Source organism: Herminiimonas sp., from assembly GCF_030655415.1.
Genome location: NZ_JAURVN010000009.1, coordinates 19,620 through 44,789 on the forward strand (window position 1 = coordinate 19,620; position 25,170 = coordinate 44,789).

The 25,170-nt window shown below is 52.5% G+C and carries 22 protein-coding genes; 10 read left to right on the forward strand and 12 right to left on the reverse strand.

Annotation, left to right across the window (positions count from 1 at the left end; genetic code table 11):
* Positions 1–21 precede the first annotated feature (21 nt).
* Complete coding sequence (locus Q7T66_RS06750; protein WP_304932568.1) at positions 22–1,224, forward strand: acetylornithine transaminase; 1,203 nt, start codon at positions 22–24, stop codon at positions 1,222–1,224.
* A gap of 67 nt (positions 1,225–1,291) precedes the next feature.
* Positions 1,292–1,789 carry a C40 family peptidase gene (locus Q7T66_RS06755; protein WP_304932569.1) on the forward strand — a complete coding sequence of 166 codons (498 nt, stop codon included), beginning with the start codon at positions 1,292–1,294 and terminating at the stop codon, positions 1,787–1,789.
* Positions 1,790–1,849: 60 nt separating this feature from the next.
* Here Q7T66_RS06755 and Q7T66_RS06760 read toward each other — a convergent pair whose 3' ends face one another.
* Entirely contained in the window at positions 1,850–2,137 is a 288-nt protein-coding gene (locus tag Q7T66_RS06760; protein ID WP_304932570.1) for a hypothetical protein, read from the reverse strand.
* Between the two features lie 228 nt (positions 2,138–2,365).
* Here Q7T66_RS06760 and Q7T66_RS06765 point away from each other — a divergent pair, with 228 nt between their 5' ends.
* Entirely contained in the window at positions 2,366–2,974 is a 609-nt protein-coding gene (locus tag Q7T66_RS06765) for a GDSL-type esterase/lipase family protein (protein WP_304932571.1), read from the forward strand.
* Between the two features lie 584 nt (positions 2,975–3,558).
* On the opposite strand, the gene lpdA is transcribed toward Q7T66_RS06765, so the two are convergent.
* The 3 genes from lpdA to aceE all read right to left on the reverse strand — a co-directional run bounded on the left by lpdA (position 3,559) and on the right by aceE (position 9,717).
* A complete protein-coding gene (lpdA, locus tag Q7T66_RS06770; RefSeq protein ID WP_304932572.1) occupies positions 3,559–5,397 on the reverse strand; it encodes a dihydrolipoyl dehydrogenase in 1,839 nt (612 codons plus the stop codon).
* Between the two features lie 101 nt (positions 5,398–5,498).
* Positions 5,499–6,893, reverse strand: coding sequence for a dihydrolipoyllysine-residue acetyltransferase (locus tag Q7T66_RS06775; protein ID WP_304932573.1), 1,395 nt, complete (start codon positions 6,891–6,893; stop codon positions 5,499–5,501).
* A gap of 127 nt (positions 6,894–7,020) precedes the next feature.
* The gene (aceE, locus tag Q7T66_RS06780; protein ID WP_304932574.1) at positions 7,021–9,717 is read right to left on the reverse strand and encodes a pyruvate dehydrogenase (acetyl-transferring), homodimeric type; all 2,697 of its coding nucleotides are present in this window, start codon (positions 9,715–9,717) and stop codon (positions 7,021–7,023) included.
* Between the two features lie 349 nt (positions 9,718–10,066).
* Between aceE and folD the strand changes: the two genes are divergently transcribed.
* The 6 genes from folD (at position 10,067) to Q7T66_RS06810 (ending at position 16,226) form a co-directional block, all read left to right on the forward strand.
* On the forward strand, positions 10,067–10,918 hold the full coding sequence (gene folD, locus Q7T66_RS06785) for a bifunctional methylenetetrahydrofolate dehydrogenase/methenyltetrahydrofolate cyclohydrolase FolD (protein WP_304932575.1): 852 nt from the start codon (positions 10,067–10,069) through the stop codon (positions 10,916–10,918).
* A complete protein-coding gene (locus Q7T66_RS06790; protein ID WP_304932576.1) occupies positions 10,918–12,999 on the forward strand; it encodes a M3 family metallopeptidase in 2,082 nt (693 codons plus the stop codon). The genes folD and Q7T66_RS06790 overlap by 1 nt, the downstream gene beginning before the upstream one ends.
* A gap of 154 nt (positions 13,000–13,153) precedes the next feature.
* Complete coding sequence (locus Q7T66_RS06795; RefSeq protein ID WP_304932577.1) at positions 13,154–13,768, forward strand: glutaredoxin family protein; 615 nt, start codon at positions 13,154–13,156, stop codon at positions 13,766–13,768.
* Positions 13,769–13,796: 28 nt separating this feature from the next.
* Positions 13,797–14,222: a DNA polymerase III subunit chi gene (locus Q7T66_RS06800; protein WP_304932578.1), complete on the forward strand. Its 426-nt coding sequence runs from the start codon at positions 13,797–13,799 to the stop codon at positions 14,220–14,222.
* Positions 14,219–14,764 carry a hypothetical protein gene (locus Q7T66_RS06805; protein ID WP_304932579.1) on the forward strand — a complete coding sequence of 182 codons (546 nt, stop codon included), beginning with the start codon at positions 14,219–14,221 and terminating at the stop codon, positions 14,762–14,764. Before Q7T66_RS06800 ends, Q7T66_RS06805 begins: the two co-directional genes overlap by 4 nt.
* A 145-nt stretch (positions 14,765–14,909) precedes the next feature.
* A complete protein-coding gene (locus tag Q7T66_RS06810) occupies positions 14,910–16,226 on the forward strand; it encodes a D-amino acid dehydrogenase (RefSeq protein WP_304932580.1) in 1,317 nt (438 codons plus the stop codon).
* A 71-nt stretch (positions 16,227–16,297) separates the two neighbouring features.
* On the opposite strand, the gene Q7T66_RS06815 is transcribed toward Q7T66_RS06810, so the two are convergent.
* A complete protein-coding gene (locus Q7T66_RS06815) occupies positions 16,298–16,807 on the reverse strand; it encodes an Lrp/AsnC family transcriptional regulator (protein ID WP_304932581.1) in 510 nt (169 codons plus the stop codon).
* A 130-nt stretch (positions 16,808–16,937) separates the two neighbouring features.
* Here Q7T66_RS06815 and Q7T66_RS06820 point away from each other — a divergent pair, with 130 nt between their 5' ends.
* Complete coding sequence (locus Q7T66_RS06820) at positions 16,938–18,083, forward strand: branched-chain amino acid ABC transporter substrate-binding protein (RefSeq protein WP_304932582.1); 1,146 nt, start codon at positions 16,938–16,940, stop codon at positions 18,081–18,083.
* A gap of 174 nt (positions 18,084–18,257) precedes the next feature.
* Here Q7T66_RS06820 and Q7T66_RS06825 read toward each other — a convergent pair whose 3' ends face one another.
* Genes Q7T66_RS06825 through Q7T66_RS06855 form a run of 7 tightly spaced genes read right to left on the reverse strand, consistent with a single transcriptional unit; the run spans position 18,258 to position 25,133 of the window.
* Positions 18,258–18,848 (reverse strand): helix-turn-helix domain-containing protein, encoded by a 591-nt coding sequence (locus tag Q7T66_RS06825; protein ID WP_304932583.1) that lies wholly within the window; start codon positions 18,846–18,848, stop codon positions 18,258–18,260.
* Between the two features lie 48 nt (positions 18,849–18,896).
* On the reverse strand, positions 18,897–20,189 hold the full coding sequence (locus Q7T66_RS06830) for a M20 family metallo-hydrolase (RefSeq protein ID WP_304932584.1): 1,293 nt from the start codon (positions 20,187–20,189) through the stop codon (positions 18,897–18,899).
* Positions 20,190–20,202: 13 nt separating this feature from the next.
* Complete coding sequence (locus Q7T66_RS06835; RefSeq protein WP_304932585.1) at positions 20,203–21,501, reverse strand: amidase; 1,299 nt, start codon at positions 21,499–21,501, stop codon at positions 20,203–20,205.
* A gap of 12 nt (positions 21,502–21,513) precedes the next feature.
* The gene (locus Q7T66_RS06840) at positions 21,514–22,221 is read right to left on the reverse strand and encodes an ABC transporter ATP-binding protein (protein ID WP_304932586.1); all 708 of its coding nucleotides are present in this window, start codon (positions 22,219–22,221) and stop codon (positions 21,514–21,516) included.
* On the reverse strand, positions 22,218–23,039 hold the full coding sequence (locus Q7T66_RS06845; protein WP_304932587.1) for an ABC transporter ATP-binding protein: 822 nt from the start codon (positions 23,037–23,039) through the stop codon (positions 22,218–22,220). Before Q7T66_RS06845 ends, Q7T66_RS06840 begins: the two co-directional genes overlap by 4 nt.
* Entirely contained in the window at positions 23,036–24,202 is a 1,167-nt protein-coding gene (locus tag Q7T66_RS06850) for a branched-chain amino acid ABC transporter permease (protein WP_304932588.1), read from the reverse strand. Before Q7T66_RS06850 ends, Q7T66_RS06845 begins: the two co-directional genes overlap by 4 nt.
* A gap of 1 nt (position 24,203) precedes the next feature.
* The gene (locus Q7T66_RS06855; RefSeq protein WP_304932589.1) at positions 24,204–25,133 is read right to left on the reverse strand and encodes a branched-chain amino acid ABC transporter permease; all 930 of its coding nucleotides are present in this window, start codon (positions 25,131–25,133) and stop codon (positions 24,204–24,206) included.
* Between the last annotated feature and the right edge of the window lie 37 nt (positions 25,134–25,170).

Genomic DNA, 25,170 nt, shown 5'->3' on the forward strand with positions numbered 1-25,170 from the left:
TTGTATTCAGGAGTAGCCGAAATGGAATTCAGCCAGTACCCAGTCAACGCACTGCTCTATATCACCAACCGTCCGGAACTGGTTTTCACCGAAGGCGACGGCATGTGGCTGACCGACCATAACGGCAAACGCTATCTCGACTATCTGCAAGGCTGGGCGGTCAACTGCCTCGGCCATTCGCCGCAATGCATACAAGATGCGTTGGTGGCGCAATCGAAAAAGCTAATCAATCCATCGCCAGCGTTTTACAACGAACCGGCTATCGCATTGGCTGCGGCGTTGACCGAGAACTCCTGCTTCGATCGCGTCTTCTTCGCCAACAGCGGCGCAGAAGCAAATGAAAGTGCATTCAAGCTCGCGCGCAAATGGGGCCGCCTCAACAAGAACGCCGCTGGTGAAAATCGCTACGAAATCATCACCTTCGATCACAGCTTCCACGGCCGCACCATCGCTGCGATGTCAGCCAGCGGCAAAGCCGGCTGGGACACGATTTATGCACCGCAAGTATCGGGCTTCTTCAAAGCCGATTTGAATGATCTCGATAGCGTCAAAAAACTGATCACAGACAAAACCGTCGCTGTCATGCTCGAGCCAGTACAAGGCGAAGGCGGCGTGATCCCGGCCTCACGCGAATTCATGCAAGGCTTGCGCGCGCTGACCAAAGAACACGGCATCTTGCTGATCGTCGACGAAGTACAAACCGGTATGGGTCGCACTGGCGAATTATTCGCCTACCAATTGTCGGGCATCACACCAGACATCATGACGCTAGGCAAAGGCATAGGCGGCGGCGTGCCGCTGGCAGCGATGTTGTGTACCGAAGAAGTTGCCTGCTTTGAACCCGGCGATCAAGGCGGCACCTACAACGGCAATCCATTGATGACAGCTGTCGGACTCGCGGTCGCAAATGCATTGCTCGCTCCAGGCTTTTTACAATCGGTAAAAGACAAAGGTGAATATCTGAGCAAAGCCTTGTTGAAACTCACAGAACAATTTGGTCTCGCCGGCGAGCGTGGCGATGGCTTGCTGCGCGCCTTGAAACTAGGCTCAGAAATCGGCCCACAAATCGTCGAGAAAGCACGCGACATGGGCCCGGTTGGTTTGCTGCTGAATTCACCACGCCCTGACTTGCTGCGCTTTATGCCTGCACTGAATGTGACGATAGAAGAGATCGATCAAATGATCGCGATGTTGTCCGATGTGCTCACTCAGGTGAAAAAGTAATTTGAAGCGCCGACTGAAAGAATTGCGCAACTTGATGCCGACGCGAATGCAATCCATGGCAAGCAGCATGCGAGGAATTTTTCTCGCGCTGCTTGCTGCATCGGTACTCGCCGCCTGCGGTACCTCCACACCCGTCAAGCGTCCAAGTGCTGCAAAGCCAATTCTGTATGAACCGCAACCTGTCAGTGAAAAAGGCAATGAAGTAGCGCTCTATGCGATGGGCATGATCGATACCGGCTATCAATTCGGCGGCAAGAATCCTGAAGCCGGTCTCGATTGCAGCGGCATGGTGTCGTACATCTATCGCAAGGCAGTCGACATCAAAGTCACCGGCAGCGCCGCTGACATCGCACGTCGAGGGAAGGAAATCGATCCACGTACCTTGCGTCCCGGTGATCTGGTTTTCTTCAATACACTAAACCGGCCGTTCTCGCATGTCGGTGTTTATATCGGTGATGGCCGCTTTATTCACGCGCCGTCGAGCAAAGGCAAAGTACGTATCGAACGTATGGATAATTTGTACTTCGCGCCGAGATTTGAAATGGCACGAACCTACTTCGACTGATTTTTAATTAGTCGTAGGACAGAAAGTGTAGCGCTTTTCGCTGAGCGTTTTCGCTGAATATTAACGAGCGATTTTGCGTTCTATGTCCACTACTACCCCTGCCTTCAGCGTCAAGATCGTCAGCGTCTGAGGATCTTGCGTGTGCGGAAAATAAGTCCACGACTTCTCTTCCGGTTGACCTCTGATGCTCTTGATGAGCGCTTCATGGTCGGGCTTGCCGATTCGGTACAGCACTTCACCTTCTGGCATTCCCTTGCTAATGAAGCCTCGCTCTCTGGCATCAGCAGCCATTGCTGAAACACAGGCGAAGGCGAGCACATTAATAACGATGACATTACGAAGTTTCATAAACCGCATCCTTTCCTTCTTGCCATTCAATCGGACTAATCAAGCGCGGTAGGTCGGGCTAGCGATTTATTTACCCAACATAAACATACAAAGATAGATTCATCTTAAATCACAATCGGCAAAATTAAAGAAAAACTCTAATGGTGCATGTTATGGATAATTTATACTTGTCATCTCGGTTTGAGATAAGCAGAACCTACTTTGACTGACCTTTCCTCAAGCACACGTATGAGTACTAGCCAATCTAAAATCGACTATCGTATTTGCTTCGTCGGCGATTCATTCGTACAAGGCACCGGCGATCCGCTGTGTTTAGGCTGGGTCGGTCGCGTCGCACAAGATGCCGTAGTACGCGGTATCAATCTCACCCACTACAACCTCGGCATCCGTCGCGACACCAGCCGCGATATCGCAGCGCGTTGGGAGCAGGAATGCGCGGCAAGACTGCCGGCCGATTGCGAAGCACTCGTCTTGTTCTCGTTCGGCGTCAATGACACATTGATTTTTGAAGGTGTACAACGCGTATCGGAAGAAGAAAGCCTCGCCAACTTCCAGAACATCTTGCGCACCTCTTCATCAAACTACAAAGTCTTGATGATAGGTCCGCCGCCTATGCCGGACAGTACACACAATCGCCGCGTTGAACGGTTGGATAAACAGTTTTCCGAACTGGCAGCAACGTTGAATGTTCCGTACTTGTCTGTGTTTGAAGTTTTGCGCAAAGACGAACATTGGTTGAAGGAAGCAATTGCGAATGATTTTGCGCATCCGGGTCAACGTGGATATGAGCGTTTGGCTGGATTGGTACAAGAATGGCCTGACTGGTGGTTTAGATAGCAATTATTAAATCGAATTTACCCCCTTTTACTAACGATTTTAAGTGCGTAATAGAACGTACAGATAATTTGTACTTCGCGCCGAGATTTGAAATGGCAAGTACATACTGCGATTGATCTATTAGAAATTTTAGGCGAGCGCAGGCCTTGACTGGAAAAAGCAGTTTTGCACTGCCTACCCCAGCCGCTAGCGAACTAACGAATGTGGTGGACTAGGCAACTACTTCGGGGGGCGAGGTTTCTTCAAGAGTTTCACGAAGGCCAACACAGCTTTGGCGAAGTTCACCAAGGCTGTGAGGACTTCGAGGACAGAAACGATCTCGTCCATCTGAACTCCAGGCTGAAGGGATTTTAAAAGACGCATTAGTGAGTACGCACCTCCAAATAAAAAAAGCCCGCACGGAGGCGGGCAACAAAAAAGCCGCTCGAAGCGGCTTTGTGATTTTTGTGGGCACAACTTGCCCCACACATTGGATTCTAACAGGCTCTACGTCGGCGTCAATACCTCGGCGCGGTAAGTAGTAATTGAAGGTAGAGAAATAAAAAAGCGAGGCAACGCCTCGCTTTTTTGAGTCCGATGAAAAATTACTTCTTCTTCATCGGTGGCAAATCAGTACAAACACCTTTGTACACTTCCGCCGCCATACCTATCGATTCACCCAAGGTTGGATGCGGATGAATAGTCTTGCCGATATCCACTGCATCTGCACCCATCTCAATCGCCAACGCGATTTCACCGATCATGTCGCCGGCGTGTGTGCCGACGATACCGCCGCCAACGATGCGTTTGGTTTCTGCATCGAACAGCAATTTGGTGAAGCCTTCATCGCGACCGTTGGCTACTGCGCGGCCTGATGCTGCCCATGGGAAGTGACCCTTTTCGAGCTTGATGCCTTTGGCTTTGGCTTCATCTTCGGTGATGCCGACCCATGCGACTTCAGGATCGGTGTAGGCGACGGATGGAATTACGCGTGCGTCGAAGTAGGACTTCTCGCCGGCTGCGGCTTCTGCTGCGACATGTGCTTCATGCACGGCTTTGTGCGCGAGCATTGGTTGGCCGACCAGATCGCCGATGGCGAAGATGTGGTGCACGTTGGTGCGCATTTGCGCATCGACTTCGATGAAGCCGCGATCAGTGACTGCAACGCCAGCCTTGTCGGCAGCAATTTTTTTGCCGTTCGGGCTGCGTCCGACTGCGACCAATACCAGGTCGTAGACTTGTGGTTCCGGCGCAGTACCACCCGCTTCTGCAGCTTCGAAAGAAACCTTGATGCCTTCTTTCAATGCTTCGACTGCTACGGTTTTTGTCTTCAACATGATTTTGTCGAAGCGCTTCTCGTTGAATTTTTGCCAGACCTTGACCATGTCGCGATCTGCGCCTTGCATCAAGCCATCCAGCATTTCCACCACGTCGATGCGCGCACCGAGCGTTGAATAGACGGTTGCCATTTCCAGGCCGATGATGCCACCGCCAATGACCAGCATGCGTTTAGATACGCTGCGCAATTCGAGCGCGCCGGTCGAGTCGACGATGCGTGGATCTTCAGGAACGAAGGGCAAGTTCACAACCGATGAACCAGCTGCAATGATGGCTTGTTTGAACTGAATAGTTTTTTTGCTGCCGTCTGCTGCAGTGACTTCAATGTGATTGGTACCGACGAACTGACCGACGCCCTGCACTACGTTGACTTTGCGAGCCTTGGCCATGCCGGACAAACCGGTAGTCATCTTGCCGATGACTTTTTCCTTGTAACCGCGCAGCGCATCAATATCGATTTGCGGTTTGCCGAAGGTGACGCCGTGTGCTGTCATGGCTGCTGCTTCATCGATCACTGCTGCAACGTGCAGCAGTGCTTTGGATGGAATGCAGCCAACGTTCAAACAGACGCCACCGAGTGTTGAGTAGCGCTCGATCAAAACAGTATTCATGCCGAGATCGGCGGAGCGGAACGCAGCGGAGTAACCGCCAGGGCCTGCGCCGAGAACCATCATGTCGCATTCGATATCGACTTTGCCGGAGAAGCTGGCAGCGGCTGGTGCAGGTGTATTAACTGCTGGCGCTGAAACAGGCGCAGCAGCTTTTGCAGGAGTTGGCGCTGCGGTAGGTGCCGGAGTTGGCGCAACTGCTGCAGGCGCTGGTGCAGCCGGTGCAGCTGCAGGAGTTGGCGCTGATACTGCTGAACTTTCCGATGCTTCCAAAATTAACAGCAGCGAACCTTCTGCGACTTTGTCACCGAGTTTGACTTTCAACTCTTTGATGACGCCTGCGTGGCTGGCTGGAATTTCCATACTGGCTTTGTCGGACTCGACCGTGATCAGCGATTGATCGACCTTGATCGTATCGCCCACATTGACCAGCAGTTCGATGATTTCCACTTCCTTGAAATCGCCGATATCGGGGACTTTGACTTCTATCGTGCTCATCGCTTTAGCTCCGTATTTTTCATCTCGTTCTGCCTGCAGCTTTCACACTTTGCAGCAGGCAGAAACATGGACTGACGTTTTACTGATGACGCGTTTGCTGATTACAGCAGCGACTTGCGCAAGTCAGCCAGCATCTCGCTCAGGTAGGTCACGAAACGTGCACCTTGCGCGCCATCGATCACGCGATGATCGTAGGACAGCGACAAAGGCATGATCAGGCGTGGCACGAATTGCTTGCCGTCCCAGACTGGTTTCATCGATGTTTTCGACAAGCCGATGATCGCGACTTCAGGTGCATTGATCAGTGGCGTGAAATACGTTCCGCCGATGCCGCCCAACGAAGAAATCGTGAAGGTCGCGCCTTGCATGTCGGCCGGTTTCAACTTGCCGTCGCGTGCTTGTGCGGACAACTCGCCCATCTCTTGTGCGATTTGCGTAACGGTTTTTTGATCGACGCCTTTGACGACAGGGACGACCAAACCTTGCGGCGTATCCGCAGCAAAACCGATGTTGTAATACTCTTTGAGGATCAGGTTTTCGCCAGTGGCATCGAGCGAGGAATTGAACGCTGGATATTTTTTCAGCGCTGCAACGCATGCTTTGATAACAAACGCGAGCATCGTCAACTTGACGCCGGATTTTGCCAGCGCGATGTTGCTCGATTTACGCAGTTCTTCCAGCTCGGTCACATCGGCTTCGTCGTATTGCGTGACGTGCGGGATCATGACCCAGTTGCGATGCAAGTTCGGACCGCTGATTTTTTTGATACGTGACAAAGGCAACAAGCTGGTTGTACCGAACTTGCTGAAATCCAGCGATGGCCATGGCAACAGATCCAGACCTGCACCGCCGCGCGATGAAGTTGGCGCTGCAGCGACCGGAGCGGACACAGGACCGGCAGCAATGATGCCCTTCACATAGTTTTGTACGTCTTCTTGCGTAATGCGACCTTTAGGGCCGGAGCCGGCGACGATGCCGAGGTCAACACCGAGTTCGCGTGCGAACTTGCGTATCGATGGCGACGCGTGGGCTTTTGCATTTGATGCTGTGGCTGGTACTGAAGCCGCTGCAGCGACCGGTGCAGCAGGCGCTGCTACTGGAGCAGGTGCAGGTGCTGCTTCTTGTGCAACTGGCGCAGGCTCTGCAGCTTTCACTGGTTCTGCCTTAGGTGCTTCTTTAGGTGCTTCTACCGGAGCTGGCGCTGCGGCAGGAGTCGAAGCAGCTTCAGCAGCAGGCGCAGGTGCGGCATCAGCAGCAGCCGCTGCTTCTACCGTCAACAACAAGGAGCCTTCGGCAACCTTGTCGCCAAGTTTGACTTTGATTTCTTTCACGACACCGGCGTGGCTGGATGGAATTTCCATACTTGCCTTGTCGGATTCAACCGTGATCAGCGATTGATCAACTTTGATCGTATCGCCTACCTTGACTAACAATTCAATGATTTCAACTTCCTTGAAATCACCGATATCCGGGACTTTGACTTCAATCGTGCTCATCGTTCACTCTCCGCTTGTTTGCGTGTCCACCATCATGACTGCGGGGAAGCAAGTGGTTGGCAGGTTTTTCTGCGCACCATTTGCATCCCCGTCACCTCATTGATGAGGAAGGATTTTTGTATGTGGATTACAGCGTTACCGGATTGACTTTTTCTGGATTGATACCGTATTTCGCAATTGCTTCAGCAACTACGGAAGTGGCAATCGCACCTTCATCAGCCAATGCCTTGAGTGCTGCAATCGTCACGAAGTAACGATTGACCTCAAAGAATTCGCGCAGTTTTGCACGGCTGTCCGAACGGCCAAAACCGTCTGTGCCCAACACTTTGTATGTACGTTCTTTCGGAATGAAAGCACGTACTTGTTCAGCGAAGGTACGCATGTAATCGGTAGCGACAACGATAGGACCAGTTGTACCTTGCAGCGATTTCGTAACGTGAGCAACGCGCGGTGCATCGGCTGGGTGCAACATGTTCCAGCGTTCTACATCTTGACCATCGCGTGCCAACAACGTGAACGATGGTGCGGACCAGATGTCGGCCACGATGCCCCAATCTTCTTTCAGCAGATCGGCAGCGGCGATCACTTCGCGCAGGATGGTGCCGGAGCCCATCAGTTGCACGCGGTTTTTCGATTTCTTCGCGCCTTCTTGCAGCAGGTACAAACCTTTGATGATGTCTGCTTCGGTGCCAGCTTTCAAACCAGGTTGTGCGTAGTTCTCGTTCATCAGGGTGATGTAATAGAACACGTCTTCCTGATTTTCGATCATGCGCTTCAAGCCATCTTGCATGATGACTGCGACTTCATGTGCGAAGGTCGGATCGTAAGGTACGCAGTTCGGGATCGTCGATGCCAGGATATGGCTGTGACCATCTTCATGCTGCAAACCCTCGCCGTTCAATGTGGTACGACCTGCAGTGCCACCGAGCAGGAAGCCACGTGCGCGCATGTCGCCCGCTGCCCACGCCAGATCACCGATGCGTTGCAGGCCGAACATCGAGTAGAACGTGTAGAACGGCACCATGATGCGGTTGTTGGTCGAGTACGAAGTAGCGGCTGCGATCCACGATGCCATCGCGCCCGCTTCGTTAATACCTTCTTGCAAAATCTGACCGGCTTTGTCTTCGCGGTAGTAGCTGACCTGATCTTTATCGACCGGCTCGTACAACTGACCTTCGCGGTTGTAAATACCGATTTGACGGAACAAGCCTTCCATACCAAAGGTACGGGATTCATCCACCAGAATTGGTACCAGACGTTGGCCCAGATTTGCATCGCGCAACAAGATCGAGATCATGCGCACATACGCTTGCGTGGTCGAGATTTCACGACCTTCTGCGGTTGGATCCAGGACGGCTTTAAACGCCGCGAGTTCAGGCACCGGCAATTTCTCATCCGCTTGCATACGACGTTGCGGCAGATAGCCACCAAGCGCCGCACGACGTTCGTGCAGATACTTCATCTCTGGCGCATCGTCGGCCGGTTTGAAGAATGGAATGTCGGCCAGATGTTCGTCAGCGATAGGCAAGTTGAAACGATCACGCATTTCGCGGACTGCTTCGTCGTCGAGTTTTTTGGTTTGATGCGCAGTGTTACGCGCTTCACCCGATTTGCCCATGCCATAACCTTTGACGGTTTTGACCAGCAGCACAGTAGGCTGACCTTTGTGTTCTTGCGCTTGCTTGAAACCAGCGTAAACCTTGTGTGGATCGTGACCGCCGCGCAGCAGATGCCAGATGTCGTCGTCCGACATGCGCGAAACCATTTCCAGCAATTTTGGATGCTTGCCGAAGAAATGTTTGCGCACGTAAGCGCCATCCTTGGCTTTGAAATTCTGGTATTCGCCGTCCAGCGTTTCCATCATGACGCGCTGCAAGATGCCTTCTTTGTCTTTGGCCAGCAGAGGGTCCCAATTGGAGCCCCAGATGATTTTGATGACGTTCCAGCCAGCACCGCGGAATTCGCCTTCGAGTTCCTGAATGATCTTGCCGTTGCCGCGCACCGGGCCGTCCAGACGTTGCAAGTTACAGTTGACGACCATGACCAGGTTGTCGAGTTGTTCGCGACCTGCGACGCCGATTGCGCCCATCGACTCGACTTCATCCATCTCGCCATCGCCGCAGAATACCCAGACCTTGCGGTTGTCGGTTTTCGCGATATCGCGTGCGTGCAAGTATTTAAGGAAGCGTGCCTGATAGATCGCCATCAATGGACCGAGGCCCATCGATACAGTCGGGAACTGCCAGAAATCCGGCATCAATTTTGGATGCGGATATGAGGACAAACCGTTGCCATCAACTTCGCGACGGAAGTTGATCAATTGTTCTTCGCTCAAGCGGCCTTCGAGGAAAGCGCGAGCATAGACGCCAGGCGATGAATGACCCTGGATATACAAAAGGTCGCCACCGTGATCTTCGGTAGGCGCATGCCAGAAGTGATTGAAGCCGGTGCCCAGCATGTTGGCGAGCGACGCAAAGCTGGAAATATGACCACCCAGATCGCCATCAACGCGGTTGGCTTTGACGACCATCGCCATCGCGTTCCAACGCATCCATGAACGCAGGCGTTCTTCGTATTCGAGATTGCCGGGCGAGTTTTCGCCCATGTCAGCCGGAATGGTATTAACGTAAGCAGTGGTGCTGGAAAACGGAACTTGCGCGCCGCGACGACGTGCCAGATCAATCAGTCGCTCCATCAGATAATGAGCGCGGTCAGGGCCCTCGTTTTCGATCACTGCTTCGAGTGCATCCAGCCACTCTTGCGTTTCCATTACATCTGGGTCGTTGGCGGCTTGCGCCAATACCTGGTCGATTTGGGCTGACATCGTTTGTCTCCTGATTTATCTTTAATGCCGTTTTTTGTAAAAACGGGCGTCATTTTTGAAACTGATAACACATATAGTCCTGCAGATTCCGGCGAGTTTAACAGCAGTTTTTGTTATTTTCAAATGGCGATATCATTTCCCATAATGCGAAATTATGTCGCAAAGCAGCATTTTTAAAGGCTTTTAGCTCATTTTGAATAATCGGTGCGGCGGCAAAAACGGTATGACTGTACAAGTACCTTACGAATTCCTTACGCGCTAATCTATCCGCAATTAGATTCCCTCTTTTACGTCGCCGCATTTTCGTCCCTTATAATCAGTCTTTCTCTTCTACTCACACTATCAATTCATGAGCGCACAAATCATTGACGGCAATCTGCTTTCCCAACAACTTCGCCAGGACGTAGCAGCCCGTGCTGCCGCGCTAACGGCTAAAGGTAATCAACCCGGCCTCGCCGTGATTTTGGTTGGCGCCGATCCGGCTTCGCAGGTTTATGTGCGCAACAAGGTCAAGGCATGTGAAGACAACGGCGTGTTCTCGCTGCTGGAAAAATACGAAGCGGATATGACAGAAGCCGCCTTGCTGGCGCGCATTGCTGCACTGAACAATGATCCAAAAATTCACGGCATTCTGGTCCAGATGCCGCTGCCAAAACATATCGATCCGACAAAAGTGATAGAAGCGATCTCGCCGCGCAAGGACGTGGACGGCTACTCAGTATTGAGCGCGGGCGAACTGCTGACCGGCCTGCCGGGCTTCCGCCCGTGTACGCCGTACGGCTGCATGAAACTAATTGAAAGCACTGGTGCCAAAATAGCCGGCAAGCATGCGGTCGTCATCGGCCGCAGTAATACAGTCGGCAAACCGATGGCATTATTGCTCTTGCAAGCCAACGCCACCGTCACCATCTGTCATAGTGGAACGACGGATCTCGGCTATCACACACGTCAAGCCGACATCGTCGTGGCTGCCACCGGACGCCGCAACACGCTGACCGCCGATATGATCAAACCCGGCGCCATCGTGATCGACGTCGGTATCAATCGCGATGACAACGGCAAACTGTGTGGCGATGTCGATTTCGCTGCAGCCAAAGAAGTCGCCGGCCACATCTCGCCAGTTCCGGGCGGTGTCGGTCCCATGACCATTACCATGCTTCTGGTGAACACCATTGAAGCAGCAGAGAGAGAAACCAACTGATGAATATTGCCCTGAACCCGCTGCTGGATTTTTCCGACCTTGCACAATTCGAAGCTATCAAACCTGATCATATTGGTTCGGCCATCGACAGCCTGCTGGATCAAGCGCGCACCGTCGTCAAAGAACTTGAAGAACCGATTGCGCAAGTGACATGGGAAAACTTTGTCGAACCTTTGGAAAACGTCACCGAAAAATTGGGCCGGGCGTGGGGCATTGTCAGTCACCTGAATTCAGTAGTCGATACACCGGAACTGCGCGCGGTCTATAACGAGACCCAACCGAAGATCACCGAGTTCTGGACTGAGCTGGCGCAAAACCTGACGCTGTTCACCAATTACAAAGCGCTGCAGCTGGGCCCGGATTACTCTGGCTATTCCGTTGCACGTAAAAAGATCATTGAAAACGCCGTGCGTGACTTCCGCTTGGGTGGTGCTGAATTGTCGGAAGAAGATAAACCACGCTTCGCCGAGATCCAGGAAAAGCATGCTGCGCTGACCACCAAGTTTTCTGAAAACATCCTTGATGCGACCAACGATTACGCTTTGTTCATAGAAGACGAAGCTGAACTCGCAGGCTTGCCTGACGATGCCAAGCAAGCTGCACGCGCTGCGGCAGAAAAAGATAGCAAGACGGGCTATAAATTCACACTGCACTTCCCTTCGTATTTCCCTATTCTGCAATACGCCGACAAACGCAGCTTGCGCGAAACGATTTATCGCGCCAATGCGACCAAGGCATCCGAGTTGGCGAATAAACCGGCCTGGGACAATACGCAAAACATCGTCGACATCCTGCAACTACGTAATGAAGAAGCCGCCTTGCTGGGTTATAAAAATTACGCCGAAGTGTCACTCGTCGCCAAGATGGCAAAGACACCAGACGAAGTGATCGCCTTCCTGCATGACCTCGCTAAACGCGCACGTCCGTTTGCTGAAAAGGATTTGGCAGAACTGCGCAGTTTTGCGCAAAAAGAACTGGGCATCGAAAAACTGGAAGCATGGGACGTAACCTATGCATCGGAAAAACTGCGCGAACAACGCTATGCGTTTTCCGAACAGGAAGTGAAGCAATATTTCCCTGAACCGAAAGTTATCGCCGGTTTGTTCCGCACGATTGAAACACTGTTCTCCGTCTCTATCAAACCCGATACAGCTCCGGTCTGGCATCCAGATGTGAAGTTCTTCCGTATCGAAAAAGATGGCGCACTGATCGGCCAGTTCTATATTGATTTGTATGCACGCCAGGGCAAACGTGGCGGCGCATGGATGGACGATGCACGCGGTCGTCGCCGCCTCGAAGGTAGCAAGGACAACGGCGGCATCCAAACCCCGATCGCTTACCTGACCTGCAACTTCACCGAACCAGCTGTCGTCAATGGCAAAACCAAACCAGCGCTGTTCACGCATGATGAAGTGATCACGCTATTCCATGAGTTCGGCCACGGCTTGCATCACATGCTGACGCGCGTTGAAGAGCTGGGCGTGTCCGGTATCTCCGGCGTCGAATGGGATGCGGTTGAATTGCCATCGCAATTCATGGAAAACTTTTGCTGGGAATGGGATGTCTTGCAACACATGACGGCGCATGCCGATACCGGTGCAGCATTGCCGCGCGCACTATTCGACAAGATGATCGCTGCGAAAAACTTCCAGTCGGGTCTGCAAACTTTGCGCCAGGTTGAATTCTCGCTGCTCGACATGCACCTGCATTACGATTACCAGCCAGCAGGCAAGCAAAGCGTGCAAGAGGTCGTCAACGCAGTGCGCGCGCAAGTCTCGGTCATGACACCGCCGGAATTCAACCGATTCCAACACTCGTTCGCGCATATCTTTGCTGGCGGCTATGCAGCCGGTTACTATAGCTACAAGTGGGCGGAAGTCTTGTCCGCTGATGCTTACGGCGCGTTTGAAGAAGCCGGCAAAGCCAGCGGCAATGTTTTGTCGGGCGATACCGGTGATCGCTTCTTGCGCGAGATTCTGGCGATGGGCGGTTCCCGGCCAGCGATCGATTCGTTCAAAGCCTTCCGCGGACGCGAACCAACGATCGATGCCTTGCTGCGACACAGCGGCATGGCAGCTTGAAGTAAGTAGAAAAACAATCGGCTCATTGAATCAATGAGCCGATTCTGCAATAAGCTTTACAAAAAAAGTGATAGTTCGAAAGCTGTAGATTTGAAGTTGTAATGCAGAGTTCTGATGCAATGAGTTTCCATAAAACGATACACGGGACAAGAAGATGAAAAAAGGTTTGCTGCCGCTCTCGCTACTGATCACATTGCTGCTTTCGGCAAATGCACATGCTCAGTTATATAAATGGGTCGCGCCTGACGGCAAGATTACTTATAGCGACACGCCACCGCCATCGTCTGTAAAAAAAGTTGAAGAGAAGGCTGTCGCTAGCGGCCCTTCTACTGCCGGCTTGCCATATGAACTGGCGCAAGCCGTCAAAGGCAGCCCAGTCACCCTCTATACAACAGACAAATGCGATGCATGTACCGACGCGCGCAACTTGCTGACGACACGCGGTGTTCCATACACTGAAAAAACCGTCAATACCAATGAAGAAATCGCACGACTGAAACAAGTTGGTGGTGATAAAAAATTACCCTTCGTGACCATCGGTTCGCAAAAGCAATCCGGCTTCAATTCCGAGTTGTGGGATACGGCATTGACCAGCGCCGGTTATCCGGTCAGCAGCCAGTTGCCTAAAACCTATCGCAATCCAGCACCAGAATCTGCCGCACCAAAACCAAAAGCGGCAGAAGCCAAGGCCGCGAATAATGTACCGCCTCCGCCACCTACAGATACTCTGCCCGCGGCTGGCAATGCGCCGCCGGGCTTCCGTTTCTAATAGAAACGTTTCGATTAAAAATTAGCTTATGACGCGTATCGACTTTCACAGCAATGTTCCCGACAAAATCTTGTACGCATGCCGACTTGCGCGCAAGGCACGTAAGGCCAATTTTCAGTTGGTGATACTTGCCAAAGATGACGCGCAACTCGCCAAGCTGGATGAGGCGTTGTGGACGTTTTCTGAACAAGACTTTTTGCCGCATGTGATGATCGACGATGCGCTTGCTGCGCAAACACCGATTCTGCTGACGACTGAACAAGCGATGGAATCGCCGCATCATCAAATCCTGATCAATCTATCGGATACGCCGCCTGAACACTTCGCGCGTTTTGAACGGATGTTTGAAGTCGTCGCTGCCGATGATGGCGATAAGGCATCCGGACGCGAGCGCTATAGTTATTACAAACAGCGCGGCTATCCACTGACTCACTTTGTGGCTGAGAACGCATGAGCAATACTCCACAAGATTCTGGCATCCCGGTTCTCACCGAAGTCATCGTGACGCCACCACGCGTTGCCTCGACACCTGCATCGCCAGTTGAAGCACCGGCTGCATGGCAAGCTGTTCCACCTCCGGCTCCTGCTCATACCCCAACACCGCAATATAACTTTTCGCCGAATCAGTCTTTCGCGCCCATTCCGCCCTTCTTCACTGCGCCTGCAGCACCGAATGCACCCGCGGAATATCTGGCAGACATCCCTGTGCTGCAAGTCGAAATAGAAGCGCCACCTGCACCGGTAGAACATGCGCCTATTAGTGGCTGGCTGGATGAAGAGTGGACGCGGATGGAGCAAAAGATAAGTGAGCGCGTGCTGTCGCAATTAATGTCACGCATAAATACGGTGCTGGAAGAGCGCATGCAAGAAGTACTTTCCACCAGTCTGCAGCGCGCGGTAGAAGAGATAAAACAAGGCTTGCATCAGACGCTAGGTGAAGTGGTCAGCGATGCTGTGGCGCAAGAAATAAATAATTTACATTTTTCAAAAAAATAAAAAATTCTCCAATTTCTTTGTTTTTAAAACACAAATTCAATTTTTATAGTTTTAAATAGAAATTTTTACGATTTTATTGAACACATAAAAAACCACTATTTTTCTACAATAGAGTCATCGCTCAACACGAAGGCTGGAGATTGTAATGAAAGTAATTGTTTTAGGTTCAGGCATCATTGGTACGGCTTCCGCCTGGTTTTTGCACAAGGCGGGACACGACGTCACTGTCATCGATCGCCAACCCGGCGCCGCACAAGAAACCAGTTTTGCCAATGGCTGCCAGATCTCTGTCTCACACGCTGAACCCTGGGCTAATCCTGCAGCCCCGATGAAAGTATTGAAATGGCTGGGCAAGGAAGACGCGCCTTTGCTGTATCGCTTCCGTCCGGAATGGCTGCAATGGAAATGGGCGCTCAGCTTCCTGCGTGAATGCACGCCTGCCCGCACTGCTGACAACATCCGCCAGATTGTCGCCATCTCGGAGTACAGCCGTCAAACCTTGCAATCGGTACGCGCCGAAACCGGCATCGGTTACGACCATCTGACACGCGGCATTCTGCACTTCTATACCGAACAAAAAGAATTCGACGAATCATTGGCCGCAGCAAAGCTGATGTGCGAACTCGGTTGCCAGCGCAATTCGATCAGCGCGGATGAAGTGGTACGTATCGAGCCGGCACTGGCCAGCATTCGCGACAAAATCGTCGGTGGCGACTTTACCGAAAGTGATGAGTCTGGTGACGTCTATAAATTCACTAGCGGTCTGGCAGCGAAAGCAGCCGAAGTCGGTGTGCAATTCCAGTTCAACACGACCGTCACTCGCCTGATTACAGAAGGCTCGGGCGCACATGCAAAAATCAGCGGCGTTGAAGTCATCACGCCAGATGGCCGTCATCAAGTCTTGCATGCCGATGCGTTCGTGCTGGCGATGGGCAGCTTCTCGACCCAGTTGGCCAAACCGCTAGGCATCGACCTGATGATTTATCCGGGCAAAGGTTATTCAGCGACTTATGCGATCACCAACCCGGACGCCGCACCGTCCGTGTCCTTGACGGATGATGGTTACAAGCTGGTCGTCTCACGCCTGGGTGACCGTTTGCGCGTGGCAGGCACCTGCGAATTGAATGGCTATACACGCGAGCTCAACACCACGCGCTGCGAAGCGATCACCCGCCGTACACAGGAATTATTCCCGGGTGCCTGCGATTATGAAAATCCGGTTTACTGGACTGGTCTGCGTCCAATGACGCCATCCAATGTGCCTTATATAGGCAAGACCAAATTCAGCAATCTATTCCTCAATACCGGCCACGGTACGTTGGGATGGACCATGGGCTGCGGCTCGGGACGTGCAGTTGCAGAAATTATTTCCGGCCACAAACCGGAAGTAGATTTCAAATTCACCGGCATGGAATACAAACCATCCGGTCGCATTTTGACGCCGCAATCAGTCCCTGCCTGAAACGCGTTCGTGCAATAAAAAAGCTGCGTGTATTTGCACGCAGCTTTTTTTTGTCTGAAACAAACGTGTTTTTATTTCCCAATACGTACCTGCACCGCCGCAGCTTTTTCATCAAAGGCAATCCGCGTATCGAACTTCGCGCGTTTCATCGGGAAGCGCGATTGAAAATGCCGGACATTGCCCGAGCCGGAAATCGCGCGGCGTACGAATTGATAATAGGCGTCCATATCCACCACATGCACCACCAGGAAATAATCGTAGTCGCCGGATACGAAGTAACACTGCATCACTTCTGATTCCTTGTTCATGCGCTTTTCGAATTCCTGCATGCGCTCGTCCGCCTGATTTTCCAGCGACACTTCCAGAAACGCCAGCATGCCGTAGCCGAGTGCAAACGGATCGATCATCGCAACGTCTGCACCAATAATGCCCGCCTCGCGCATATCGCGTATGCGGCGCAGGCAAGTCGGCTGCGAAATATGCACCGCGTCGGCCAGTGTGCGCGTCGGCGTTTGATTGTCTTTCTGCAGCATGTTCAACAGCTTGCGATCGACTTTATCCAGGGTATGAAGTTTGGGCATAAGAATATGTAAATCAAAGAAAAAACGCTTTACGTCGCATTTTCTTCTGTTGTAAGGTCGTTGTCTTGAGAGGCATGCATGACCAGTGTTGCAGCTACTCTGTATTTTTACAATCCTCAGGAGAAAATATATGCAGTTAAAGACCAGAATGATCCCGTTGGCCGGCCTGATTGCGTTTGCTCTCGCAGGAACTGCCTGGGCTCAAGAACAGATAGTCAAGATCGGTAGCGTCGCGCCTATCACCGGCACCGATGCGCACATGGGCAAGGATAACGAAAACGGCGCCCGTATGGCGGTCGAAGACTTGAACGCCAAAGGCACCACCATCGCCGGCAAAAAAGTGAAGTTCCAGTTGCTGGCAGAAGACGATGCCGCTGATCCTAAACAGGCAACCGCAGCCGCACAAAAACTGGTCGATGCCAAAGTCTCGGTCGTGATCGGCCATCTGAATTCAGGCACCACCATTCCAGCATCACGGATTTATTCGAACGCAGGCATTCCACAAATCTCGCCATCTGCGACTAATCCAAAGTACACGCAACAAGGATTCAAAACTGCATTCCGCGTAGTCGCCAATGATGCGCAACTCGGTCAAGTGCTCGGCCAATACGCCGTCAAAACACTGGGCGGAAAAAGTATCGCCGTCATCGATGACCGTACCGCTTACGGCCAGGGCGTCGCCGATGAATTCGCCAAAGGCGTCAAAGGCGCAGGCGGGGCCATCGTTGCGAGCCAGTACACGAATAACAAGGCAACCGACTTCAATGCGATCCTGACTTCGATCAAATCCAAAAAACCGGACATCATTTTCTTCGGCGGCATGGATGCAGTGGGCGGTCCGATGATGCGTCAGATGAAGCAACTGGGCATTAATGCCAAGTTCATGGGCGGCGATGGCATCTGTACCGGCTCATTACCAGGTTTGGCAGGCGATGCGCTGGGTGACAATCAAGTTATCTGTGCTGAAGCTGGTGGCGTGCCTGAAGCACGCAGAAAAGGCGTGGAAGACTTCCGCGCTGCATACAAAAAACGCTTCGGTGTTGACGTGGTCTATACCGCTGCTTACGCCTACGATGCAACCTTCGCCGCAGTTGAAGCAATGAAAAAAGCCGGTTCGACCGAACCTGCAAAATTCCTGCCGGAATTGAGCAAGATTAATTATCCAGGCATCACCGGCGCGATTGCTTTCGATACCAAAGGTGATATCAAGGACGGCACCTTGACGCTCTACACCTTCAAAGGTGGCAAGCGCGAACTCGTAGCTGTCACCAAATAAATTGGTACACGTTTCATGCAAGCCTCGCGCTAAAACCGCGAGGCTTTTTTATTCCTGCAGCAAATCAAATAATTTGCAGATGAAGTAATTTGAACAGACAAACATAAAGCGCTACTAAGAGCGCTTTATTTTTAGAGAATGCTGCTGCGGATGCAGTGGCAGATTTCGATGTGATTAGAACGTCGCCGGAGAATTAACCCACATGACTTTGGCAACCACATCGCCAACATTGCTATAACCATGCGGCACATTACTGGCAAACGTAAACACGTCACCCGGACCGATGATATAGCTGTCATCGCCCAAACGCAGTTCCAGCGTACCTTCCAGCACATAACCTACCTCTTCACCGACATGCTCGATCTGGCCATCACTGGCTGCGCCCGGTTCCACGATATGTATATTCGCCTGCAACAAACCGCCACGAGTCGGTAGTACCAAACGCTCCATCGAGATGCCACCGGTCTTGATGACAGGTCGCTCGCCCACGCGCAACACTGGACCAACTGCCGGCATTTCTTCCGACATCAGCGTTGAGATATTGGTATCCAGTGCCATCGCCAGTCGATGCAACATTGCCAGTGATGGCGTCGCTGTACCGCGTTCGATCTTGGATACCAGGCTTTCTGAACATGCGGCTTTTTGCGACAACTGCATCAAGGTCATGCCTGCCACCAAACGGGTATGACGAAGCCGTACACCCAGTCCGGAGACGGATGGTTTTTTCTCGACAACTTCGGTGCTTGAGACAGGATCGCGTTTCATCTGCAATTTCTCTATTCGTTAAAAAACAGGTTCGAACTTTCAGCGCTGCTATTGATTCGCCAGCTCGACCACTGTGTATGCAAGGGCTTGCACGCCCAGATATAAATCTTCAGGCGCGGTTTCCTCGGCGGCATTGTGACTGATTCCGCCCTTACTTGGCACAAAAATCATCGCGGTAGGGCAATGCTCGGCCAGATACATGGCATCGTGAAAAGCACCTGAAGTCAGTCTTTGCGGCTCGCCACGCTTGGCCAAATGACCGGCACGCACACAAGCGCGCTCGATCAAATTCAACATATCAGCAGGGAAATGGGTAGGCGGACGCGAGAAAAAACATTCGAAGGAAATACTGCCGCGCCATTGATAGCCGCTCGTAATCTTCGTCAAAAACTGTTCAAAGCGTTCGATCACTTCAGCATCAACACAGCGCACATCAATCGTGAATTCGACTTTACCCGGAATAGTATTCACCGAATTCGGACCCACTTGCCAACGTCCCAGCGTCAATCGTAAATTGCTGGCGGCCTCTTTTGCAACATACACATACAACTGCTGCGCGATGGCAACAGCTGCCATCATCGCATCGCTACGCTCATCCATAGGCGTGGTCCCCGCATGCGCCGCCATGCCCGTGCAATCGACCTTGTACCAACGCACGCTCTGAATCCCGGCCACAACACCGAGTGCGGCATGCGCACGTTCCAGCACCGGCCCTTGTTCAATGTGCAGCTCAACACACGATGCGATCGGTAAGGCTAACGGTCTGCGTGTGACGTCAGCAGATGCCAGCAAGGCCGCATCGACGGCATCGCCAAATGTGATGTTGTCGCCATCGCGTACTTCACGATACGCCGGCAAGCGCGACGGATCGACAAAGGCGCTAGAGCCCATCGCGCCGGGGCCGAAACGACTGCCTTCTTCATTGGTCCATGCCACCACCTCAATCGCACGACGGGTACTAATACCCGCATCGTTCAAGGCGGCAATCACTTCCAGTCCGGCCAGCACGCCATACGCGCCATCCAGTTTGCCACCGACCGGTTGCGTATCGGCGTGACTACCTGTCAGCACTGGCGGCAAGTCAGTCGTACCTGGGCGACGGAAAAATAAATTCGCACAATCGTCGGTCGCTACTTCACAACCTAAAGCGCGCGCGGTATCGATCAGATGACGACGCGCATCCAGATCGATTTGCGTTAAGGTCTCGCGCGCTACGCCGCCATCGTCGCGACCACCAAATGCTGCCAGTGCCGCGATCGCATTTTGCAAGCGCTCGTTATTGATACTGTCTTGCGCTTTCTCGGCTTGAGAAGTGGATGCATCTTGTATTGCTTGAGTCATCGTGATGTCCTGTTCAGTTGGTCGAAGCGAAAACGCGTTCGAGTAAATTTGCGGCCGACAGTGTACGAGCATCGCCCCAACGTGGGCCGGTCAAGGTCACACCCAGCGGCATGCCGCCTGGACCATTTCCCAATGGAACGTGCACGCAAGGATTGCCGAGTAGCGACCACATGCGATTGAAAATTGGATCACCGGTAGCAGCAAGCCCAGCTGGCGCTTCGCCTTCGGTACTTGGAGAAAGCAGAATGTCTACCTTGTCGAATACACCGGCCACCATCTGGCGCGATGCAGCCGCCAAAGCCTGCGCCGCAACATACTCGGTGCCATCGATGGCTCTACCCGCTTGCAGCAACGCAGCGAACGCATCGCTAAATCCTTCAGGATGCGTGCGTGCTTCTGGTGCGAATGCGGCAGCCGCTTCATAACCCATGATGCGAATTTGCGCATCGGTCAGGCCACCGCAAGGTGCTGGTAAATCAACGTCGCTGATCACAGCGCCCGCGCCTTCCAGCAAACGCGCCGCAAGTTCCAACACTGCGCGCGTACCAGCACCAGCACGATCCCAATGCGGGGTACGACAAATACCTATACGTAATTTTGATGGCGCGGCGTTTGAATTCAAACCGTCAGACAAAGGCAGGCGCGATAACGCACCGATGAAAAAAGCGGCGTCGCCAACTGTGCGCGTCAACACGCCCACAGTATCCAGGCTAGGCGACAGCGATTTGATGCCGGCCAAAGACAAGGTGCCGTAAGTAGGTTTGTAGCCCACTACACCGCAATACGCAGCAGGTCGAACGATCGATCCCGCAGTTTGCGTAGCGAATGCCGCTGGCACCATACCGCTAGCAACTGCAGCAGCGGAGCCACTCGATGAACCACCCGGCGTATGGTCGACAGCACCATGCGGATTACGCGTAGGACCTGGGCGAAACGTGGCGAACTCAGTCGTCACGGTTTTACCCATGATCACCGCACCCGCAGTGCGCGTAGCGGCAACACAGGCCGCATCGACCAACGGCCGATGATTCTCATAAATCGGTGAACCGTAGGTGGTCGGCATATCTGCCGTATCCATCAAATCCTTGACGCCTATCGGCAAGCCGTACAACAAACCGGAATGCGATTGCGCGTCAAGCTTGCGTGCCTGTTCAATGACGGCCGCAGCATCAAAATGCTGCCATGCATGCACCGCCGATTCATATTCTTCAATGTGTGCAATACCGGAGCGTGCCACGGTTTCAACGGAAACTTCGCGACGTGCGATACATGCTGCGAGTTCTTTCAGGGATGAGCTAGCGTAATGTTTCAATATGCGCCCCGATCAACCGAAGTAAGCGGAGCGTACATCGTCATTGCTGGACAAGGCTTCCGCTGTGCCTTCTGCAACTACGCGTCCTTGCGACAACACATAACCGTAATGCGAGATTGCCAAAGTCTGGCGCGCATTCTGCTCGACCAGCAAAACCGTGATGCCGAGCGCATTGATGTTGCGGATGACGTTAAAGTTTTCTTTAACGTACAACGGTGACAAACCCAGCGATGGTTCATCGATCACCAGTAACTTTGGCTCAGCCATCAAGCCACGTCCTATCGATACCATCGCCTGCTCACCGCCAGACATGGTGCCGGCCAATTGCGCCGCACGTTCTTTCAGTCGTGGAAAAATTTCATACACGCGCGCCAAACGATCGCGCACGACGGAGCCATCTTTGACGAGGAAGGCACCAAGCGCCAGATTTTCTGCCACGCTCATGCGCGGAAAAACCTTGCGGCCTTCCGGAATGCAAGAAATGCCGCTGGCGATAATCGCATGCGTTTTTTCACCAGCGAGATTACGTCCGCCCCACAGAATTTCGCCCTGACGTGGTGGCGTCAAGCCGAGTATCGAACGAATCAAAGTGCTTTTTCCAGCGCCGTTGGCACCGAGTATGCAAGTGATCTTGCCGGGTACGACTTCGATAGAAACGTCGTGTAATACATTCACCTTGTCGTAGCCGGTGGTGAGTCCCTTGACGGTCAGGTTGCTCATTCAGCTTCTCCCAGATAGGCGGTTTGCACGTTTGGATCGGCAGTAATTTCGGCGTAGGTTCCTTCGGAAATTTTCTTGCCGTAATTGAACACGATGCAACGATCGGTAATGCGCTCGATCACATTCATTTCATGTTCGATCAATACGATGGAAAGATTTTCCAGCTTCCCGCGTACTTGCAAAATGTCATCCATCAGTGCTTCGGTTTCATCATGCGTCATGCCGGCCGAAGGTTCATCCAGCAACAGCAAACGCGGACGACTCAACAAGGCGCGACATACTTCAATCCGACGTCTATCGATCATCGTAAAGGTATCGACCGGCTCGAACATGCGCGCCACCAATGGTGGGCTGAAGATGTTCAACAGCGCTTCAACCTTGGCGACATAGCTGTCGTACTGCGCGCGGAAGGCTTTGCGTTGAAACAGGTTGAAGAACAAACCATGATTCATGTGCTGGTAATCGCCGATGACAATATTGTCGAATACCGTTAGCGGCAAAGACAAACGCGAACGCTGAAAAGTACGTGCGACACCGCTGCGATAAATGTCCTGAGGCGTCTGGCCAATTACTTCCGTATTGTTGTAAATGATGGAACCGCTGCTGGCTTTATACAAACCCGTCAGCACGTTGAAGAAGGTGGTCTTGCCGGAACCGTTAGGTCCAAGCAGGCCAAGAACTTCACCATCGCCAATGTGCATATTGAGTTGATCCAGCGCGGTCAAACCGCCGAAGCGCATCGTCAGGTCGGTGACTTGAACCAAGGCTGGCGGTGTAGCCAACACACTAGATGTTGCAGAGATAGGTAAGGCGCTCATAGCACATCCTTTCTGCCAAAGAACAGGCGCGTTTTGCGCGGCAATAAACCATCAGGACGGAACAACAGAATCGCGATTACCAATGCTGCGTACAGCAGCACGCGGTATTCCTGAATGAACTGTAATTTTTCCGGCAGCATCAAGACGATGATTGCGGCGGGAATCAAGCCAATCGGATTACCCAGCCCACCGAGAATCACGATCGATACCAGCAACAGCGAATCGGAAAAACTGAAGTTATTCGGCGCGACAAAACCAATCATCATGCCGTACACACTCCCGGCAATCCCTGCGAACAAATTACCCAGCGTGAAAGCGATCACCTTCCAGCGTGCGATATGCAAACCGAAGGTTGCAGCAGCTGTTTCATCGGTACGCACCACGTCCATACTCAAACCTATCCACGACCGTTCCAAAGCTTTGACCAGTACAAACGCACCGGCGCAAATAATCAGACTCAGAATGAAGTAAGAGATGTAGAACGAAAACTCGATACCGAACAGCGTGAAGCCATCGTTGAAGGCATAACCGAACAGTTTCATGCCCGGCACTTGCAAACCTTGCGGTCCGCCCAGCACGTCATTCACTTCGATAAAGGTCTTGAACAAGATACCGAACGCAATCGTCACCAACGCAGCATAGTGACCACGCGTACGTAGTACCGGCCAAATCAGCACTGAACCGATGATCGCCGCGACCACACCCGAGATCGCAATATTTGCCAGTTGTGGCAAACCAGTGTGCGTCGCCAATACGGCCGTGGTGTAACTGCCGATACCGAAGAAAGCAGCACCGGCAAAGTTCGCCACACCAGCAAAACCGAATTGCATCGTCAAGCCCATGCAGGCAGTCGAATACAACAACACGGCGCAGATCATCATCAACACAAAGTGCGAATCATAAAATGCAGCTGCCAGTATCAACAGACCGATCACTGTCCATAAACGTGCGAGGCCAGGTCTATCTGCCGCTGCCAGTTCTATGCGTTGCGTGGTACCGAATTTTTTGCCGGCCATGACCAAGGCCAGCGCAAATACAATCAATACGCCGATGGCAAGTTGCGACTCTGCATGCAGGAACAGCCACATGTAAAACGTCACGCCCAATGCTGCGAGCGCCAGTACCAGCTTCGCAGAATGACTCTTTAATTTATGTGCGTTCATATCAGACCCGTTCGCTTGATTTTTCGGCAATCAAGCCGGTTGGTTTCCACGCCATCAAGATAATGACAACGGCAAATGCAAAGACGTCTTTGTAAGCACTAGGAATATTCGGTATCAAGGCTGGCAACATCGCGCTGCCAAACACCTGCAAGCCTGCAAACAAGAAGCCACCAAGAATCGCGCCGTAGATATTGCCGAGTCCGCCGAGAATCGCTGCCGAGAAACCAATCACGCCCAGCAACAAGCCGACGTTGAAATTGATTTCGTTGTAGTACAAGCCATTCATCACACCCGCCAGCGCCGCCATGCCTGAACCAAGTGCAAAGGTCAGCAACACGACTGCTTCGAAGTTGATGCCCATCAGCCTTGCGGTTTCGCCATCCTGCGCTACTGCGCGTATCGCCATACCGAGTCGGGTCCGCGTAATCAGAAAGTGCACGCCGGCGATAATCGCCAGACCGCTGACTAAAAGAATTACGTTATCCGCACGCAAGGCGAAGGCGCCAAAATTGATCGCATCAGTAGGCAGTAAAGATGGGAACGGTTTGGAATTTGAACCATCTGGATAAAACAGACGCACTGATTCGCGCATCACGGTGCCGAGCATCAGCGTTGCCAGCAAGGTGTTCAGCGGCGGTGCTTTATGCAAAGGCAAAATCAAAAATTTGGCGATCGCTGCACCGAGCAATCCCGTCACGCACACTGCGCTCAAGACTACTGCCAGCAAACGTATCCACGGTGAACCTATATCCAGCATCAAGACGCCGGTAGAAGCGGTAAGACCGGCAAAGGCACCGACCATCAAGGTATCGCCGTGCGAAAACTTGATGACGTCGAGCACGCCGAAAAACAAGGTAAAACCAACGGCGACCATGGCGTAAATCATGCCGAGCATCAGTCCGTTGAAAATATATTGGCTGATCACACTCATCGTTATTCCTCTGTTGCTGTCTGAATGCAGGCCGGCA